The sequence below is a fragment of the Amycolatopsis sp. NPDC059021 genome (assembly GCF_042739895.1).
Classification (GTDB): Bacteria; Actinomycetota; Actinomycetes; order Mycobacteriales; family Pseudonocardiaceae; genus Amycolatopsis.
Window position 1 is genome coordinate 43,204 of the sequence record NZ_JBHYIQ010000027.1, and the last position, 20,141, is coordinate 63,344.

Here is a 20,141-nt window from a genome sequence, read left to right on the forward strand (position 1 = left end):
TCGACACCAGGTGCTCCTTGAGCATTGGCCTTGGAGCGTTTGACCCCGCACCCCGTTCGAGCCCGTGACTGCCTCGCCGCTCGCGTGGCCGAAGTCCCACGATTACCGGCCACCCCTTGACTTGCGCCGGTCTTCACTCTCGTCACCGGTCTCGGAAACACGACCCGTAGCCACAGGCTCAGTCTCGGCCCTGTGCCGTTTCAGGGCGCGGTTCAGTGGCTCGACCGCCAGCAACAGAGCCGGCGGCGGGCACGCCGCCACCATCACACCGAACACGCTCAACCGCGAAGCCGAACCGATATTCGCGCACAACGACAGTGAAATCCCGAAACCGAACGCCAGCCACGCCGCCCAACGGCCAGTTGCGTGAGCGCCATCGCCCTGATGGCGCACTCCCAGACTCCAGGTCACCGGAAACGATGACATGGATTTCTGCGTTTTCCGGAAGGCTTTCTTCCGCTTGCGGAGTGTCCATTGTGGTCTCCTGCGAGCCCGAGACTGCTGGCGGCCTGCGGCGACCGCCGCGGAATGCGCGCCGCGAGCTTCCGCGCCGCCTCAGCGGATCATCCGTGAGCCGGGCACGGCAGTAGGCGACGACCGGCTCGAACGGGTCCGGCCCCGACGGCTTCCGCCGCCCCGGCTGACGCTCACCGGACAGGTAGCTGCGGATCGTCTTGCGATCACGCCCGAGATGCCGGGCAATCGCCGAGATCAACCAGCCTTGATCGCGCAGCACCTGCGCCTCCACGTCTTCCTCCAGCGAGAGCATCTAGCCTCCAGCGACGAACCGCGGCTATCAACACCGCGAACCGTCACCCGAAGGCGGCTGACCAGCGCAAACGACGCGCCGACAAGACAGCCCAACTCGGGAATATCAGAGAGCACGAGCGGGGGATTTCAGAGAGCGCCAACAACGAGGCCCGCCCGACGCCTTCCGCCCTCCGGAGATCACGGCGGCAAGGGCACCAACACCGTATCGGGTCACGAGCTCGCGAACCTTCCCCCAGCACACCCTGAGCGTGCGGGGTTGTAGACGGAACAGGCGTCATCTCCGAGCTATCAGCAGACAGACTGCTGGGAGGACGACAAGATGGATTCCGTGTCGCTGCTGGCCATCACCCTGCTCTCGACGTTAGGCGTGACGGTGCGCGAAATGACCACCCTGTGGCGCTACCACCTGCGGCGGGCCAGTATCGAGCGTGTCGTAGCCGGGGTCGGTCCGGGTGGCCGCGTCATTGACCGGGAACCGGATGGAGCCGTCATCGAGGTGTCAGTCCACTCCTCCGCAACCGCTAAATCCGAGGTCGAACTTCTCCAGGTCCGCGATCACCGGGCAGTGTGACAGCCATGCATCCCCGCGACGACGACTCCGAAGGCTTCGAGGCGTTCTACGCCGCCACCGCGGGCAGAACGTTCAACGCCGTTCGCCGGATGGCCGCCGGCGATGCCCACCTGGCGCACGATGCCACGCAAGAAGCGTATCTAGCAATGCTGGGGTGCTGGCCGATGCGACAGCGACTGCCACAGGCAGAGAACAGGAAGTACCTGCTCGGGACCGCCGCCCACAAGGTCGTCGACGCGTATCGGCAGCGCGGGCGATGCGCCGAACTCGACGACGACGCCGAGGTGCCGATCGTCGACACCGGCTACGAAGAGATCCTCGACGAGCTGACCATCCTGAGTGCGGTGCGCGCGCTGATCGATCGGCAACCAGCCCGGCGCCGCGCGGTCGCGGTGCTGTTCTTCCTCGACGACCTCGACGCACACGAAATCGCTGTAGCGCTGAGCATCACCGAGTCGACCGTCCGCACACACATCCAACGGGTACGCAGCATCCTCAAACCTCACCTCGACCAGCTCCGCCGCACAGACCAAGGAGGCGACAGGCCATGAACGAGAGGCAAGACGCCACCCGCAATCTGATGCAACGCGCCCATGACACCGACCCAGAGCAGCCGGAGTTCGATACTGCCGCTGGACTGGCCGACCTCTATCAGCGTGCGGCGCGCCTCGAAACAATGCCGGTAGCCGAATACAGGCCCGTGACCTCCGCCCTGTGGGACCGCAACGCTGTTGCCTCCTCTCCCGGGTTCGGTATCACCCTGGACACCGGAGCGTCCGAGCCTCGGGTGGTGGTCACCGGCGAACTCGATCTGCTGACCAGCCCGCAACTGCAGGAGGCATTGGCGGGACTGATCGCGGAGAAGCGCTCGCGACGCGTGGTGGCCGATCTGACCGGGGTGACCTTCTTCGATTCCTCCGCGCTGAACGTGGTGCTGCACGCACAACGCCAAGCTGGTGAACAGGACGTCGCGCTGGAAGTCGTGCCGAGTCCCGCCGTCAGCCGCATGCTCGAACTCACGCGACAATCGAAGAACCTTGAGCCCGTGGCCCATGCCGGGATGTCGATGACGTCGCCACAGCATCAGGGACACACAGGTGCGGGCCGTGTCGCGACGCCATCTGGATGGCCGGCCAGAGTGGCGGTCGTGTGCACCGCACTCGATGTCGAGTACGCCGCAGTGCGTCGACACCTGACAGAACCGTTGGCCGAGCGTGAAGTCCGGGGCACCCTCTACGAAATCGGCACCTTTCCTGGGCGGCCAGGGCTGTGGACTGTCGTACTCGTGGAGACCGGTGTCGGCGACACCGCCGCCGGTATCGCATTGGAGCGGGCGATCTCGGTGTTCTCACCGCAGGTCGTGCTGTCCGTGGGAGTCGGCGGGGGCCGCAAGGACGTCGCACTCGGCGATGTCGTCGTCGCCGACACGATCTACGAGTACGACGCCGGCAGGGACACCGCCGAGGGCTACCTGCCCCGGGTCAGGACCCATGCGGCATCGCATCGTATGGTCCAGCGCGCCAGGGCCGTAGCCCGCCATGGGCGCTGGCAACGCCGCATCCGCCAAACCACCGGCCTCGACCGGGAACCCGCGGCCATCATCCGGCCCCTCGCAGCGGGCGGCACCGTGATTGCCGACCCCCGATCGCCCACCGCCCAGTTCGTCCACCGGCACTGCAGCGACGCCGTCGCCGTCGAGATGGAAGGACACGGCTTCCTCCGCAGCGCCTACTTCAACGACCGAATCGACGCCCTCGTGGTGCGCGGCATTTCCGACCTGCTCGACAAAACCGAATCAGCCGACAAATACTGGCAACCCCTCGCCTCGGACCACGCCGCGGCCTTCGCCTTCGAAACCCTGGCCTGCCACACCCCGACCCCGCACACCTGACAGCAACACGGAAGACCATCAGAACGCAGCACCCGTCATTACGTGTCAGACGTCGGGCCGACTGGCCGTGGCGTCGTGACTTGGTTCTGGCTCTGACCTCCTTCCCGTGAAGGCGGCCGGTGGCTGTCGACCGTAGCGGTGGTCGTGACGCGAAGCCGCGTGCTTACGCCACGACCACCGGAGGGAGATTGGCTCCACGGTGGCAGCGCGGTTTCACGGAAAGCGAGACAGAGCCGAACGACACCAGAACCCAGACAGGTAACGAGATCGTCGACTGATCTCGGGGACGTACAGCTTCTCAACACAGCCGTCGATTAGACAGTGCAGGCTTCCCCCGGGTCGCGTCGAGCATCGGGACCGGTCCCGGCAGCACCTCAATACACTCCAGGCGTCCACTTCGCACCAGGACAACAACACCGCGCTGAAAGTACCAATTCACAAGATTGGATTGCGTAATGGCGAAAAGGTTCATTCTGTTGCGTCCACGCACCGTGTTACGAAGAGGCAAGAGGAGGCCGTCATCGCTGCTAGGGTTGGCGAGCCTGCTCGCAGCGATCTTCACGATCAGTACTCCGCTCTCGGCGCACGCCGAGAGCGGAGACCAGTACTGCATCATCACGGTTACCAAGGAAGCTCCAGGTAGCCCCGAGGCGAAGGTGATCGACAATTCATGCGGGCCGACCCGGGAGGCCGCCGCAGCGAAGCGCCCTGCCATGCGAAGGAACGTTTTGCTTGCGGAGTTGTTCCAACATACCAACCAGAATTCCGGGGTAGGCGGCTGGCGAGCCGATCTTGTCGCGGATTCTGAATGCGACAGCGCCGGCTGGGGATTCTCCAATATTGTGAGATACAACGACGCCGTCGGCGGGATTTCCTCATACAGGACCTTCGCTCAATGTAACGGCAGTGCCATCTATTCGGAAAAGAACTTTAAAAACCTCTGCGGCATCTACAGTTTCCAGTGGGACGTCAACGTTCCCTGGTCTTGCAATGATCACGTTTACTCGATGAAGCTCTACAAATCCTATTAGACGTGATCGATCGCACACGAATCTACCGAATGGAATTCGTATGCTGGAAGCCCGTCCGGGCACTCTCAATCACGAGCAAAATGACCGGACGGCTCCGTCACATAAATTCGCATGGCCTGATGGCCGGTCCGCGCGGGCTGGCCATCAGGCCATGCCGGGAATCTCCATGACTCCTTTGGGTACCGGGCTGCGGGGCTCGCCCGGCACGGCTCCTCCATCTCCGAGGAATCAGGCTAACAATCGCTTACCCAGACGGCGCCCATCGCTCAGGCTGCCACCGCCCTCGACTGGCCGCTCCGTCGTTTAGCACAGCTCATGCGCGTCGGCGCGGAGTTGCTGTCTCATGTAGCCGCGACTTCTCGCAGTGATCTTCACCTGAACGGGTAGCCTCCGGCTCTTTGAGGAGTGCGACGAGCCCGGTCACAAGCCAGGCGACAGAAATCGGCGGAGATCCGGATGAACTTCGACCTGATTAGGCTGAGGCATTTGCCAGACAGGCAACCGGTTAAGTGTTCCGATAGTGAGCGGGACAGAGAAGTCGACCCCGCACTCCTCACCTCGTGTCACGCTGAACTCAAGGTCGTCAGGGGCGATCCCCACTGCGATGACCACGAGATACGACTCGAGCAGGTCGCTGGTAATCGCGATCCACGCTCCGGCGAAATGCAGGACCGATGCCTCGGCACGATTCCCCTGCACGGTCCAGCTCACACGAGGCCACCCGGGCAGCGCGGCGACCTGTTGCGCGAGATGCTGCTGGACGGCCTTGCCCACGGCGGATCGCTGCGCACCGGGTATCACCGGCTCGATAACATCCATCAACTTGCCGACTGACCTCCCCGGCGCATCCCATGCCAGCGGGTTCGCCCCGGGCGGGAACGCGGCGCGGGGCAGCGTGCCGACCAGAGCGGCCTCGAGCCCCTCGTCGGTCCGATGTCCCAACCACACCGGGGATACCACGGTGTTGTCGACAGACACCAGCCATTGCCTGTGCTGCTTGGGAAACCTGACGTCGTACACATCCGCTGTCCGGGCGGGAGCGACCTGATCGGTGGCCTTCATTCGCTCAGCTGTCATTGTGCGTCTTCCTTTCCCTGCCTGCTCAGCGGTTCACATCCTCCCCGCGCAGCGGCTTGGACCGCCAGCCGGGCCCGCGACCCAGCGTCTCGCGGACAGGGCGCGCCGCCACCAGGACGGCGAAGCCTCCTCCGGTCGTATCGGAAATGGTGATTGCCGAGGATACGGCGAGCGTGCAACGCAGTCTGACTTGTCGTTCGTGCTATGGTCGCTTCGATGGCTCTCGCGGGGAGCCCGGTCCCGTCAGCGCCCGGCTTGCTGATGAATACGACCCCAAGGCGTCATAGCCTCCGCGCACCAGGAGTGTCGCTGAAGGCTGACCTCAGGTTGACGAGTCAATGTCTGCGCCGTGCCGGGCGGTACAGACTGAAGGCCCGCCTGATGTCACGAACGACCTTCGACCGCCGGAACATACGGCATGCTGCCACGCCCGCTCGGGAACGCAGTCGCCGTCTTACCCCAGTAGCAGTGCTGGCCATAACCCTCGAGAGCGACGGGCGCACACGCAGGGCGGTGAAGCTCATGGTCACGGCAGCTGTCAGCATCGCGATCGTGGTCTCGGCGACCTTCGTCTCACTCGCTATCGTGGTCGGAGTCCCGTATGCGGCCGGCACGCTGGCCACGATCCTCGCGGGGACACTGACGCGGAACACGCTTGTCCGTCGGCATCGCAAGCGAGGTGAATCCTGATGCCCCCCTCCACGAAGGCCGCCGACAAGCGCACCAAACGTTCGACGCGGCTGCGTATGCGTTACACCGGCGAGGTGTACAGGATGGCCCTAGACGGCGTGCGGAAACTGGGTAACGGCGACCGCCTCATCCCGGCGCCGACTTCGGTGGCGCAACAGGAACTGGAAGCGCTCGTGCTTCTTGGTTTACGAGATGCGCGCAGGGCACGAAATGTGCAGCTGCCCTTCTACCCGTTTGACCACATCATCCCGAAACTCGACTCCCTGGAACTCCTCCCGGTCCCACACATGCTCGGCCCACTCGCCTTCGCCCTGGCTCCCCGTCCCTACGACGACCCGACGTCCGGCTTTGGCGGTATTCCGGGACTGCGCGTCTCACCCGGGGACAGCGGCATGGTCGTGTCGTTGCTCGACCAGAACGGTCCCGTTCCTGGCGCGCGAGTTCTCCTCAGAAAGGTCACGCCGAAGCAGTGGTCATCTGCGCTCGCGTGGGCGGATGACCAATACGGCTCTCCCAGTACTTCGCTAGTCCACGACTCCTCATTGAGCCAAGCCGAGGGCAACTTTCTGCGCCACTATGGGTTAGTGAGAGTTCGTCCGGCGCTGGCGAGCCTCATGCTGCGCCGACTGCATGTGCTCAGCGACGCCCAGTGGATTGACGTGTGGACAGCTGACGGCTCGTACAAGATCGAGTGGGCCGACGGTCCCGCTCTCGCACAGGTTGCACTCCAACTGATCGAGCCGCAGGCGGGCCTGCTCGGCACTGACGCCGTCCTGCGAGATCATGATCGGATCCGCGCAGGGCACGAACCGTACGCCCTGGATTTCCGTCACGGAGGCGACGGCGGCGGGCTCTTCCTGCGTCGACTGCAGCAGGATTCCCTCTGAGGCCCACAGAGTCGCAGGCTTGTGGCTATGACGACGGTTGCTGACGCCGGCTGCCTGCGAATTCCGGCGTCAGTGGTCCGCGGTCACATGGTCCAGGTTGGTGAATCCGACGTCGTCGAAGACGTCGAGGGCGCAGGGTTGGCCCATCTTGTCGACGGTGCCGACCGCAACCGCGGGACGGCTGTCCGTGGGCATGTCGCCGGGCAGAGCGTGGAGCACGTGGGTCTCCCTCCGTCCCGCCGACGCCCTCGGCCACCAAGACCGCGGTGTGGCCGTCACTGCGGTGTTCCTGCAGCAGCGTGGCCGCGTGCCACAGTCGGGTCATCGCATCCTGCGGTACCCGGAAGCGCACGATGCCGGGGCCGTCGGCGAAGGTTCGAGCGTAGTCAGATCCCAGAAGCAGTTCGAGGGTCGGAAGCAGGGCTGGAACTAACGCCTCCTCCGACGTTGCAGAAACCCGATGAGGTACCTCAGGACGACGCGGGCATCCGCACGTCGCTTCCGGTCCGTGTGAAAGAGTGCAACCGATATAGCAACTCCCATATATAACACAGGCAAAATAGCAGTGAAGGCCACGATAATCCCTGCGATCATCACGTCGCCAAAGCCACCCAGTACCGGTCTAATTGGAACCTGCCAACCGCACTGATAAAACGTTCGGTGATCATGCGGCACCATGCCTCAACGTCAAGCAGCATCCGTCGAGCTGAATCGCCCACTCAGACTCCGAAAGCTGCTCAACGATGGCCTGCTGGACACCGACAGCAGGGGCCGTCAAGCACGCGACGACATCCTCTGGTCGAGGACTGTCATTCCAGCGAAGCTCCCACATCGAGTCCGTCCCCCAGAGAATGAACCTGCCATCGTTTCGGCGCCTAGGGCGCCGGGGCCGGCGCAGAGGGTCATACCACCATGTACCCATGGCCCACCGTCCGGCAGGATCGCGGGTGTCGATTCGCGCGACGAGTGCGGCGAGGATGCGTTGGATTCCCGACGACATCGGGGGAATACGGCCGAGTGCTTCTCGTTCAACCGAGGCGAGGGGGACCTCGATTCCCGCGTAGTGCTCGGCACTCCACGTTCGGCGGTACGTTCCGCCGCGCTGAATGTCACTTTCCGTCGCGAAGTCCGAGCGTCGAGCTATCACCATTCGTGCACCTGTCGGCAGGTGAAGGAGATGATAAGTCTGGAAATCAACGGCCGCTGCTACGCGCAAACCCGGTATGCCGTAACGCAGATCCGGGCGAGACGGTGAAGCGACCAACCGGCCCACAGCGTTCTCTACAGCGCGGGGAACAATGCACACAAGAGTGTCGAACCTTGGCGACACCGTCATCGTGTACGACAGGAACGCTCGTGCGCTGTGCAGGTCCCAATCTGCGCAGGGCATGCCGGGCACGTTGGCGTTGAAGAGGTGTATAGCCAGAAAGGCACGAAACATGCGCTGCTGTGGCATGCAGCGGTCGAGACCGAGGTCGCCGCGTCCGACGCCTGCGCCAGCGCTGACTTTGTCCTCGCCCGTGAAGGAGCGTCTAAGATCCCTGAGTTTACGCCGAGCCGAAGAGGGCATGCGTGATCCATTTCCGCGTTCCGGCCCGCACATGGTCACGTTTCAGACGGTTAGTGTCACTACTTTCACGCGACGCGGGTGCCCCACACCCTCGGCATCGTCAGCGGGGGCGCCGGAGCCCTGCCGCTCATGCCATAGCGGACCTTCACGCACGGCCGCATCCTCTTATCGAGGACGCCGAAGTCTAGCACGGACCAGCCGGACGTTCGGCACCCAGGCCCGACTGGGAGGCTACCGGCAGCTGGTCGACCCGCAACATTGGTCGACCTGTTCGATACCGCGCTCGCGTTGTCGATCTTGAACTTCCTAAAGCGCTACGTGCCAGCGCCAACGTCACCGTGGCATGTCGGCGGCGCACCACCGCAGCCGAGGCCGCCCGGAAAGCCCCAGCTAGCGCAAGCCAGTTGGCGCCTGGTCCGCTTTCCCCACCATGACCCGCGCCTTGAACGAACGGTCATCTCGCGCGCCTTACCCGCCGCCCTCGCCAAAACTGGAGGGCAGTTTCACCCGGGCGGACATTACCGTTGCACAGTTGTAACACGCACCATGGAGAACATGACCTCCGACCGAACCGACCACCTCCCCATCTCCCAAACCCCCGGAGCCATAGCCGAGTTCTACAGCAACATCACCCAGCTCCTGGATTCCTTCAGCGCGCTGCGCCGCGAACACGGCCCCGAACAAGCGACCTTCGACCTGATCGCCGTCATCAAACCCGAAGACCGCAACTGGGCACACGTACACCTCGCCGTCGCCATCGCCACGCTCGACGAAGCCATCACTCCACCAGCCGGCTAGGACAGCTCGAGTCGCCGCCAGCTGGGCCGGTTACCGCACTGTCCATTGTGGTCACCGTCGTCGGCCGTAGCGCTAATACGGCGTCCTCCGGTGATCCACGCGTTCCGGGAGCGCATCAGCGGCCGGTGTTCCGACGTCTACACGGTCTCCTCGTGCTCCACTGCCCGTCCGGCAGGAACCCGTGCGCCGGCGGTCGCTGCCTCTTTGCGACGGCGCCGGAACAGCAGTACGGCGACGACGACGGCGACCGCAGCCAGGACGCCGGCGGCCCAGTACCACCAGGTGCTGCCCTCGGGGGACGCAGTGGCCAGCGCGGTGGCGTCGAGTGCGTCGGAGTCGGTCGAGCACACCGCGGGCCGGTCCTGACCGGCGGTGTAGGCGCAGGCCGAGGAGGCCAACCGGGTGGTGCCCCGCGGCACCTGTTCGACCACGCCCCGGCTGGTGACCGTCACGTCCTTGCCCGCCGGGACGGTCACGGTCCACGTCACGACCTGATCGGCCTGACGGCCGTCGTGATCGGCGGAGGTGAACCGCAGGCCGGGCGGCAGGCTCTGCGTGAGCCTGAGGCCCTCGATGCCGGCGGCACCGGTGTTGGCGACCTTGACCGTGTAGGTGAGTTCTTCGCCTCCGCGTGCCTTCGCCCGGCCGTCGTCGATGCCGATGGACAGCGATGGAGGGCTCGCCGGGTCGGCCACCGCCGGGGCCGCCAGTGGCGCCGACGCGCCGAAGGCGAGAGCCACCGCGACAGCGTGACGGAGGTAGCGGGCAGGCACGGAGATATCAGGTCCTTTCGGGAGCCGGGTCATCGCTGCCCCCTGCGGCGCCGGGAGATCAGCAGGAACAGCCCGCCCACCGCGAGCAACGCGAGTCCGGCGATTCCCACCGGGATGATCACCGCACCGGTCCAGGCCAGCGGTGGCTTGGGCGGTGTCGGCGGATTGACCGGCGGGCTGGGCGGAGTGGGCGGCGCCGGGGTGAGCGGCGTCGTGGTCCGGCACTGGGGATCGGCCGAACCGTCCGGGCAGTTGTTGCCGGGGGTCGAGGAGGACACGGCGTTGCGCAGGTTCCGGTCGGCGCCGACCGGGGCCTTCACCTTGACGCTGTAGGTGACCGTGGCCGACGCGCCGATGGGCAGGTCGCCGGTCCAGGTCAGCTTCGGCGCCGTGTAGGTCGCCGAACCGAGGGTGGCCTTCGCATCATTGGTGTAGTCGGCGGCGCCCAGCACCCCGGTCAGATCGTCGGTGAACGTCGCGCCCTTCAGGTCGATCCGGCCGGTGTTGCGGACGGTCACCTGGTAGGTCACGACGTCACCCGCGGCGGCCTGCTTCGTATTGACGGTCTTGGCGATGGCCACACCGGCGATCGGCGTCGTGGTGCCGCACTTCGGGTCCTTCGAGCCCGGCGGGCAGGTGCTGCCCGGGGTGTCCGAGCCGACCGCGTTGCGCAGGGTGAAATCGCCGCTGGGGACGGCTTTCACCTTGACGCTGTAGGTGACCGTGGCCGACGCGCCGATGGGCAGGTCGCCGGTCCAGGTCAGCTTCGGCGCCGTGTAGGTCACCGAGCCGGCGGTGGCCTTGGCGTCGTCGCCGAACGTCGCGTTGCCGAGCACGCCGGTCAGGTCGTCGGTGAAGGTCGCGCCCTTCAGGTCGGTCCGGCCGGTGTTGGCCACGGTGACCGTGTAGGTCACGGTGTCACCGGGCTTGGCGTCGGTCTTGTCGGCCTTCTTCGAGAGCGCCAGGCGCGGCACCAGGACGGTGGCCGAGCAGTTCGGGTCGACGTCCGCCGCGTCGGCCCGGCCGGGCATGGGCACCGGGCAGTTGTTGCCGGGGGTCGTCGAGCCGACCACGTTGCCCAGCTTCAGGTCGCCGGTGGGTGGGTTGCCGACGGTGACGGTGTAGGTGATCGTCGCCGTGGCACCGACGGGAAGGTCACCGGTCCAGGTCAGCTTCGGCGCCGCGTAGCTCGTGGTGCCGGTGTCGGCCGCGGCGTTGTTGTTGTACGCGGCGTCGTCGAGGACCCCGGTCATGTCGTCGGTGAAGGTCGCGCCCTTGAGTTCGGTCTGGCCGGTGTTGGCCGCGGTGATGGTGTAGGTGACCTTGTCGCCCGGCTTGGCCTCGGTGGCGCTGGCCTTCTTGGCGAGGGCCAGGCCGGGCAGCGGCGTCGTGGTGCCACACTTCGGGTCCGTCGAACCGGGCGGACAGTTGTTGCCCGGCGTATCCGAGGTGATGACGTTGGCCAGCTTGTGGTCGCCCTTGACGGGGTTGTTCACGGTGACGCTGTAGGTCACGGTCGCGGTCACCCCGACCGGCAGATCACCCACCCACGTGAGCTTGGGGACCGCATAGGTCGTCGTGCCCGCCGTCGCCGCCGCGTCGTTGTTGTACGTCGCGTCGTCGATGACCTTGGACAGGTCGTCGGTGAAGGTCGCTCCCGTTTGGACGGTCTGACCGGTGTTCTTGACCGTCACCGTGTACGTGACCTTGTCGCCCGGTTTCGCGTCCTTCTTGTCCGCGACCTTCGTGATCTCCATCCCGGACAGCGGCGTCGTCGTCCCGCACTTCGGGTCCGTCGAACCCGGCGGACAGTTGTTACCCGGGGTATCCGACGTGACCACGTTGGCGAGCTTGAAGTCACCCTTGACGGGATTGTTCACGGTGACGCTGTAGGTGATCGTCGCGGTCGCCCCGACAGGGAGATCGCCCGTCCAGGTCAGCTTCGGCGCCACATAAGTCGCGGCACCGATGGACGCGTTCTGGTCGTTGTTATAGGTGGCGTCGTCGATGACCTTCGACAGATCGTCGGTAAATGTCGCTCCTGTTTGGACAGTCTGTCCCGTGTTGCGCACGGTCACGGTGTACGTGACCTTGTCGCCCGGCTTCGCGTCCTTCTTGTCCGCGACCTTTGCGATGTCCAGACCCGCGATCGGCGTTGTCGTCCCGCACTTGGGGTCGGTCGATCCCGGCGGACAGTTCCCACCCGGCGTATCCGACGTGACCACGTTCGTCAGCTTGTGGTCACCGGTCACCGGGTTGTTCACCGTGACGCTGTAGGTAATCGTCGCGGTCGCCCCGACCGGCAGATCGCCCACCCACGTCAGCCTCGGCGCGGCGTAGTTCACCGAGCCGATCGACGCCTTCTGGTCGTTGCCGAACGCGGCATCGTCGATCACCTTCGACAGATCGTCGGTGAACGTCGCTCCTGTTTGGACAGTCTGTCCCGTGTTGCGCACGGTCACGGTGTACGTGACCTTGTCCCCCGGTTTGGCATCCGGCCGGTCGACCTGCTTCGCGATCTCCATCCCGGACAGCGGGGTCGTCGTGCCGCACTTCGGATCCGTCGAACCCGGCGGGCAGTTGTTGCCCGGGGTTTCGGAAATAACGGCGTTGGCGAGCTTGAAGTCACCCTTGACGGGATTGTTCACCGTGACGCTGTACGTCACGGTCGCGGTCGCGCCGACCGGCAGATCGCCTGTCCAGGTCAGTTTCGGCGCGGCATAGGTGGTGGTGCCGATCGTGGCCGCGGCGTCATTGTCGAACGCCGCGTCGTCCAGAACCTTCGACAGGTCGTCGGTGAACGTCGCTCCCGTTTGGACGGTCTGGCCGGTGTTCTTCACGGTCACGGTGTAGGTGACCTTGTCACCGGGATTCGCGTCCTTCTTGTCCGCGACCTTTGTGATCTCCAGGCCCGCGATCGGCGTCGTCGTCCCGCACTTCGGGTCCGTCGAACCCGGCGGGCAGTTCCCACCCGGAGTATCCGACGTGACCACGTTGGCGAGCTTGAAGTCACCCTTGACGGGATTGTTCACCGTGACGCTGTACGTCACCGTCGCAGTCGCGCCGACCGGCAGATCGCCCGTCCAGGTCAACTTCGGCGCCGCATAAGTCGCGGCACCGATGGACGCGTTCTGGTCGTTGTTATAGGTGGCGTCGTCGATGACCTTCGACAGATCGTCGGTGAACGTCGCTCCTGTTTGGACGGTCTGTCCCGTGTTGCGGACGGTCACGGTGTACGTGACCTTGTCGCCCGGCTTCGCGTTGGTCTTGTCCGCGACCTTTGTGATCTCCAGCCCCGCGATCGGCGTCGTCGTCCCGCACTTCGGGTCGGTCGATCCCGGCGGACAGTTCCCACCCGGAGTATCCGAGGTAACCACGTTCGCAAGCTTGTGGTCACCCGTCACCGGGCTGTTCACCGTGACGCTGTAGGTGATCGTCGCTATGGCGCCCACGGGAAGGTCACCGGTCCACGTCAGCCTGGGCGCCGCATAGGCCGCGTTGCCGATCGACGCGTTCTGATCGTTGTTGAACGTAGCGTCGTCGATCACCTTGGACAGGTCGTCCGTGAACGTCGCTCCCGTTTGGACGGTCTGACCGGTGTTCTTCACGGTCACCGTGTACGTGACCTTGTCACCCGGCTTCGCGTCCTTCTTATCGGCGACCTTTGTGATCTCCAGACCCGCGATGGGAGTCGACGTCCCGCACTTCGGATCCGTCGAACCCGGCGGACAGTTTCCACCTGGAGTATCCGACGTGACCACGTTGGCGAGCTTGAAATCACCCTTGACGGGGTTATTCACCGTCACGCTGTAAGTCACCGTCGCGGTCGCCCCGACCGGCAGATCACCCACCCACGTCAGCTTCGGCGCCGCGTAGCTCGGCGAACCGATCGTCGCCGTCGCGTCGTTGTTGTACGCCGCGTCGTCGATCACCTTCGACAGGTCATCGGTGAACGTCGCTCCCGTTTGGACGGTCTGCCCCGTGTTCTTCACGGTCACCGTGTACGTGACCTTGTCCCCCGGCTTCGCGTCCTTCTTGTCCGCGACCTTCGTGATCTCCAGACCCGCGATGGGAGTCGTCGTCCCGCACTTCGGATCCGTCGACCCTGGCGGGCAGTTCCCACCCGGAGTATCCGACGTGACCACGTTGGCCAGCTTGAAATCGCCCTTGACGGGGTTATTCACCGTCACGCTGTAAGTCACCGTCGCAGTCGCCCCGACCGGCAGATCACCGGTCCACGTCAACTTCGGTGCTGCGTAAGCGGTCGTGCCGACCGTGGCCGCCGCGTCGTTGTTGTACGTCGCGTCGTCGATCACCTTCGACAGATCATCGGTGAACGTCGCTCCCGTTTGGACAGTCTGACCGATGTTCCGCACGGTCACCGTGTAGGTGACCTTGTCCCCCGGCTTGGCCGTGGTGGGACTCGACTTCTTCTCGATGCTCAGGCCGGCGATGGGAGTCGTGGTCCCGCATTTCGGATCCGTCGAACCCGGCGGGCAGTTCCCGCCCGGCGTATCCGACGTGACGGCGTTGGCCAGCTTGAAGTCACCCTTGACGGGGTCGTTGACGGTGACGCTGTAGGTGATCGTCGCCGACGCGCCTGCCGCCAGGTCACCGGTCCACGTCAGCTTCGGCGCGGTGTAGGTCGCCGAGCCGACCGTGGCCGACGCGTCGTTGTTGAACGACGCGTCGTCGATCACCTTCGACAGATCGTCGGCGAAAGTCGCTCCCTTTTGGACAGTCTGACCGGTGTTCTTCACCGTCACGGTGTACGTGACCTTGTCCCCCGGCTTCGCATTCTGCTTGTCCGAGGTCTTGGTGATGTCCAGCCCCGCGATCGGCGTCGTCGTCCCACACTTCGGATCCGTCGAGCCCGGCGGGCAGTTGTTGCCTGGCGTATCCGAGGTGACCACGTTGGCGAGCGCGAAATCGCCCTTGACGGGGTTGTTCACCGTGACGCTGTAAGTCACGGTCGCCTTCCCGCCCACCGGCAGATCACCGGTCCAGGTCAGCTTCGGCGCGGCGTAGGTCGCGGCGCCGATGTCGGCCGACGCGTCGTTGTTGTAGGCGGCGTCGTCCAGCACCTTGCTCAGATCGTCGGTGAACGTCGCGTGCGTCAGTGCCGTCTGGCCGGTGTTGGTCACGGTCACCGTGTACGTCACGGTGTCGCCCGGCTTCGCGTCGGTCTTGCTCGCGGTCTTGCTGATCGCGATCCCCGACACCGGCGTCGTCGTGCCGCACTTCGGATCCGTCGAACCCGGCGGACAGTTGTTTCCTGGCGTGTCCGAGGTGACGACGTTGGCCAGCTTGTGGTCACCCGCCGCCGGATTATTCACCGTGACGCTGTAAGTGATCGTCGCCGACGCCCCGACCGCCAGATCACCGGTCCACGTCAGCTTCGGCGCGGCATAGGTCGCCGAGCCGGTCGTGGCCGACGCGTCGTTGTTGAACCTCGCGTCATCCACGACCTGCGACAGATCGTCGGCGAACGTCGCCCCTGCCAGCGGGGTCTTGCCCGTGTTGGTCACGGTCACCGTGTACGTGACCTTGTCGCCCGGGTTGGCCGCTTGCTTGTCGGACTTCTTCTCGATCGTCATGCCCGGCAGCGGTGTCGTGGTCGAGCACTGCGGATCCGTCGAGCCGGGCTCGCAGTTGCCGGGCACGCTGGTGCTGACCGTGTTGCGCAGCTGGTGGTCGCCGGTGATCGGGTTCTTGACCGTGACGCTGTACTTCACCGTCGCGGACGCGCCGACCGCCAGATCACCCGTCCACGTCAGCTTCGGCGCCGCGTAGGCCGTCGAGCCGACCGTGGCCGACGCGTCGTTGTTGAACGACGCGTCGTCGATCACCGCGGTGAGGTCGTCGGTGAATGTGGCGGCGTCCGCGCCCGTGAGCGGGACCTGGCCGGTGTTGGTCACCGTCACGGTGTAAGTGACCTTGTCGCCGGGGTTCGCGGCCTGCTTGTCCGCGGTCTTGGCGACCGTCAGCTCCTTGCCGGGGGTCGTGGTGGAACACGACGGGTCGGTGGAGCCGGGCGGGCAGTTGTTGCCGGGCGTGGACGAGGTGACGACGTTGTTGAGCTTCTTGTCCCCCGGGTCCGGATTCTTGACCGTGACGCTGTACTTCACCGTCGCGGACGCCCCCACCGGCAGATCACCCGTCCACGTCAGCCTCGGCGCCGCGTAGCTCGGCGAACCGATCGTGGCCGACGCGTCGTTGTTGTAGGTCGCGTCGTCGAGGACGCTGCTCAGGTCGTCGGTGAACGTCGCGCCGTTCTGCGGCGTCTGGCCGGTGTTGGTGACCGTGATCGTGTAGGTGACCTTGTCGCCGGGCACGACCTGGTCGCGGTCGGCGGACTTGGCGATCCGCAGGCCCGAGACCGGCGTGGAAGTCGCGCACTTCGGATCGGTGGAACCCGTGGCGCAGTTGCTTCCCGGCGTCGTGGACGTGATCGCGTTGACCAGCTTGTGGTCCCCGGTCACCGGATTGTTCACCGTGACGCGGTAAGTGATCGTCGCAGTCGCGCCCACGCCGAGATCACCGGCCCAGGTGAGCTTCGGCGCGGTGTAGGACGCGGTGCCGGTGCTCGCGGAAACACTGCCGGCGTCGAACGTCGCGTCGTCGATCACCTTCGACAGGTCGTCGGTGAACGTCGCGCCCGTCAGCGGCGTCTGGCCGGTGTTGCGGACCGTCACCGTGTACTGGACCGTGTCGCCCGGATTCGCGCTGGTCTTGTCGGCGGTTTTGCCGAACTCGATACCCGCGACCGGGGTGGTGGTCGAGCAGGCCGGGTCGGTCGACCCCGCGACGCAGTTGTTGCCGGGCGTCGTGGACGTGATCGCGTTGACCAGCTTGTGGTCCCCGGTCACGGGGTTCTTCACCGTGACGCTGTAGGTGATCGTCGCCGACGCCCCGACCGGGAGGTCACCGGTCCACGTCAGTTTCGGTGCCGCGTACGTGGTCGTTCCCACCGACGCCGACGCGTCATTGCCGAACGTCGCGTCATCGACCACATTGGACAGATCGTCGGTGAAGGTCGCACCGTTCTGCGGCGTCTGGCCCGTGTTGGTGACCGTGACCGTGTACGTGACCTTCTCGCCGGGGTTGACCTGCTGCTTGCCGGCCTTCTTCTCGATCTTCAGCCCGGAGACCGGAGTGGTCGTGGAGCACTTCGGATCGGTGGACCCGGCGACGCAGTTGCTGCCGGGGGTGGTCGAGGTGACGGCGTTGACCAGCTTGTGGTCCCCGGTATCGGGGTTGTCGACCTTCACCGAGTAGGACACCGTCGCGGTGCCGCCCACGGGCAGATCGCCGGTCCAGGTCAGCTTCGGCGCGCTGTAGCTCGCCGAACCCGTGCTCGCGGTGACGCTGCCCGTGTCGAACGTCGCGTCATCGACCACTTTGGACAGATCGTCGGTGAACGTCGCGCCGTTCTGCGGAGTCTGGCCCGTATTGCGCACGGTCACGGTGTAGGTGACGATGTCGCCCGGCTTCGCGTCGGTCTTGTCGACGGACTTGCTGATCTGGATTCCCGCGACCGGCGTGGTGGTCGAGCAGGCCGGGTCGGCCGAACCCGCGACGCAGTTGTTGCCGGGCGTCGTGGACGTGATCGCGTTGACCAGCTTGTGGTCCCCGGTCACCGGATTCTTCACGGTGACGCTGTAGGTGACCGTGGCGGTGCCGCCGACGGGCAGATTCCCGGTCCAGGTCAGCTTCGGCGCGGTGTAGGACGTGGTGCCCTGCGAGGTGGCCGCGTCGTTGTTGTACGTGGCGTCATCGACCACATTGGACAGATCATCGGTGAACGTCGCGCCGTTCTGCGGCGTCTGGCCGGTGTTGGTCACGGTGACCGTGTACGTGACCTTGTCGCCGGGGTTCGTGGCCGGTTTGTCGGCCTTCTTCTGGATCTTCAGCCCGGAGACAGGGGTGGTCGTGGTGCACTTCGGATCGGCCGAGCCCGCGGCGCAGTTGCTGCCGGGGGTGCTCGAGGTGATCGCGTTGACCAGCTTGAAATCCCCGGTCACCGGGTTCTGCACGGTCACCGTGTAGGTGATCGTCGCGGTCGCGCCCACGCCGAGATTGCCGGTCCAGGTCAGCCTTGGCGCGGCGTAGGCCGCCGACCCCGCACTCGCCGTGACGCTCCCGGCGTTGAACGTCGCGTCGTCGATGACCTTGGACAGGTCGTCGGTGAAGGTCGCGTTCGTCAGCGCGGTCTTGCCGGTGTTGCGGACCGTGACCGTGTACTTCACGGTGTCGCCGGGGTTGGCCGACTGCTTGTCCACCGTCTTGCCGATGTCCAGACCCGGGACGTTCACCGTCGTCGAACACTTCGAGTCTCCCGGTACCGTGGCGCAGTTGCCGGTGTTCGACCTGATGCCGTTGACGAGCTGGTGGTCGCCGGTAACCGGGTTCTTCACCGTCACCGAGTAGGTCACGGTCACCGTCTGGCCCGGCGCCAGGTCGCCCACCCAGCTCAGCGTCGGCTGCGTGTAGCTCGCGGTGCCCGCCGTGGCGCGCTGGTCGTTGTTGAAGGTGGCGTCGTCGAGCACATTGGTCAGGTCGTCCTGGAACCGGACGCCCCCGACGGTGACCGGACCGCTGTTGGTCGCGGTGACGGTGTAGGTGACCTTGTCACCCGGGCCCGCGACCTGCTTGTCCGCCTTCTTCTCGAACACGACCGCCTCGATGGGCAGCCGGTAGTCCTCGACCTCGCCGCTGTCGGCCAGCCCGGTCGGGTTCTGCACCTGCGTGGTGTTGTAACCGGCCCGCAGCCGCAGGTACGTGAACCCCGGGACGATACTGCTCGGCACCGTCCAGTTCAGTGTGGCCGACGTGGCGCCCGCCGCGAAGTCGGCACAGGCCCGCTCGCCCGGGTTGTCGAACACCCCGTTGCGGTTGAAGTCGATCCAGCCGCAGACCCGCCCTGGCTGGGACGCCCCGGACAACGCGGTGGTGACGCTGTAGGTCTTGCCGGCGTCGGCCACCGTCAGCCGGGGCAGCGGTTTCGTGACGCCGTCCGTGTGTGCCGAGGTGATGTCCGCGCCGGGAGCCACCGCGTTCGGGCTCGGGGACACCTGACCGGTGTTGAGAACGGCGGTGTTGTTCGGATCCACGCGCTGGCCGAGCCGCAGGTCGCTCACGATGTGACTGGCCGCGGCGCCCGCGTCGTAGCTCGCGGGGGCGTCGCCGAAGTTCTCGTCCGCGGACACGCCGAACAGGTATTCGTCGCCGGTGATCTGGGCCCAGCCGTTGCCGGTCTGGTCGATGGCGAAGGTCAGCGACGAGACCGTGCCGTTGACCTGGACGCTGCCGCACCCCGCGGTCGAACCGCCCGCCACGGGGCTGCTGCACACGGTGTTGCTGTTCTTGTTGGCGACCTCGATGGTCCTGCCGCCGGAGACCTGGAGGTTGGTGCCCGAGGAGAGACTCAGCGAGGCCCCGGCGGGGCTCGACCCGGTGAGCGTGTGCCGGACCTGGCTCTTGCCGTTGCCATAGAACGCGCCGATGCCGGTCAGGTGCAGCACGGGGTTCCGCACCGGACGGTTGAACGACACCGTGAGCGTGGCCATGTTCGGGCACAGCGTCGTGTCGTAGCAGCCCTGGAGATCCGGCCGGGTGTTCAGCACGGCGAACGGGGTGCTGCCCGGGATCGCCGGGGTGTACATCCCGGGAACCGTGCCCTTGCTGTCCGCGCGGTTGTTGGAGAGCCGGGAGATCTGCAGGTTGCTCTGCACCGCGACGGTGGCCTGAAGACCCGAAGGCAAGGTCGAGGACGCCGAGGTGTTCGTGCCGGTGTTACCGAACCACGAACCGTCCGGGTGCGTCTGATAAGCGTCGGCGGGCGGCGCGGCCACGCCGGCGAGGATGGCCAAATTGGACAGTCCCAGCAGCAACGCGACGAGGGCCACGACAAACCGGTGCCCAGGCCTGACACTCATCAGGAGTTCCCCTATCCGACTCACCACGTGCCGAAGGCCCGTAACCTGCGAGAAATGGGGAAAACCTAACAAAACAGCACAGATGACGGCCATTCGAACCACCATCGACGTCACCCGCACGAGTTAACCTGGTCACGGTTTGAT

The 20,141-nt window shown here is 65.6% G+C and carries 11 protein-coding genes and 1 pseudogene; 7 read left to right on the top strand and 5 right to left on the bottom strand.

Translation table 11 applies throughout. The features are described from left to right. Positions 1–178 precede the first annotated feature (178 nt). Complete coding sequence (locus ACFWX1_RS18265; RefSeq protein ID WP_378388678.1) at positions 179–769, bottom strand: hypothetical protein; 591 nt, start codon at positions 767–769, stop codon at positions 179–181. 321 nt (positions 770–1,090) lie between these two features. On the opposite strand from ACFWX1_RS18265, the gene ACFWX1_RS18270 reads away from it, so the two are divergent. The 4 genes from ACFWX1_RS18270 (at position 1,091) to ACFWX1_RS18285 (ending at position 4,264) form a co-directional block, all read left to right on the top strand. Then, positions 1,091–1,342 carry a hypothetical protein gene (locus ACFWX1_RS18270; protein WP_378388680.1) on the top strand — a complete coding sequence of 84 codons (252 nt, stop codon included), beginning with the start codon at positions 1,091–1,093 and terminating at the stop codon, positions 1,340–1,342. Between the two features lie 5 nt (positions 1,343–1,347). Further along, positions 1,348–1,893 (top strand): RNA polymerase sigma factor, encoded by a 546-nt coding sequence (locus ACFWX1_RS18275; protein ID WP_378388682.1) that lies wholly within the window; start codon positions 1,348–1,350, stop codon positions 1,891–1,893. Further along, entirely contained in the window at positions 1,890–3,233 is a 1,344-nt protein-coding gene (locus ACFWX1_RS18280) for an STAS domain-containing protein (protein WP_378388684.1), read from the top strand. Before ACFWX1_RS18275 ends, ACFWX1_RS18280 begins: the two co-directional genes overlap by 4 nt. Positions 3,234–3,766: 533 nt before the next feature. Continuing rightward, positions 3,767–4,264 carry a hypothetical protein gene (locus ACFWX1_RS18285; RefSeq protein ID WP_378388686.1) on the top strand — a complete coding sequence of 166 codons (498 nt, stop codon included), beginning with the start codon at positions 3,767–3,769 and terminating at the stop codon, positions 4,262–4,264. A gap of 420 nt (positions 4,265–4,684) precedes the next feature. Here ACFWX1_RS18285 and ACFWX1_RS18290 read toward each other — a convergent pair whose 3' ends face one another. Next, a complete protein-coding gene (locus ACFWX1_RS18290) occupies positions 4,685–5,341 on the bottom strand; it encodes a hypothetical protein (protein ID WP_378388688.1) in 657 nt (218 codons plus the stop codon). A 522-nt stretch (positions 5,342–5,863) separates the two neighbouring features. On the opposite strand from ACFWX1_RS18290, the gene ACFWX1_RS18295 reads away from it, so the two are divergent. After that, entirely contained in the window at positions 5,864–6,031 is a 168-nt protein-coding gene (locus tag ACFWX1_RS18295) for a hypothetical protein (protein ID WP_378388690.1), read from the top strand. Then, positions 6,031–6,918 carry a hypothetical protein gene (locus tag ACFWX1_RS18300; protein WP_378388692.1) on the top strand — a complete coding sequence of 296 codons (888 nt, stop codon included), beginning with the start codon at positions 6,031–6,033 and terminating at the stop codon, positions 6,916–6,918. The genes ACFWX1_RS18295 and ACFWX1_RS18300 overlap by 1 nt, the downstream gene beginning before the upstream one ends. Positions 6,919–7,107: 189 nt before the next feature. Here ACFWX1_RS18300 and ACFWX1_RS18305 read toward each other — a convergent pair. After that, positions 7,108–7,258 (bottom strand): annotated as a pseudogene (locus tag ACFWX1_RS18305) (MarR family transcriptional regulator); the annotation flags it as partial. A gap of 1,785 nt (positions 7,259–9,043) precedes the next feature. Between ACFWX1_RS18305 and ACFWX1_RS18310 the strand changes: the two are divergent. Further along, positions 9,044–9,286, top strand: coding sequence for a hypothetical protein (locus ACFWX1_RS18310; protein WP_378388694.1), 243 nt, complete (start codon positions 9,044–9,046; stop codon positions 9,284–9,286). Between the two features lie 137 nt (positions 9,287–9,423). Here ACFWX1_RS18310 and ACFWX1_RS18315 read toward each other — a convergent pair whose 3' ends face one another. Continuing rightward, positions 9,424–10,026 carry a DUF11 domain-containing protein gene (locus tag ACFWX1_RS18315; protein WP_378388696.1) on the bottom strand — a complete coding sequence of 201 codons (603 nt, stop codon included), beginning with the start codon at positions 10,024–10,026 and terminating at the stop codon, positions 9,424–9,426. 62 nt (positions 10,027–10,088) lie between these two features. Then, positions 10,089–19,997 (bottom strand): GEVED domain-containing protein, encoded by a 9,909-nt coding sequence (locus tag ACFWX1_RS18320; RefSeq protein ID WP_378388698.1) that lies wholly within the window; start codon positions 19,995–19,997, stop codon positions 10,089–10,091. Positions 19,998–20,141 lie beyond the last annotated feature (144 nt).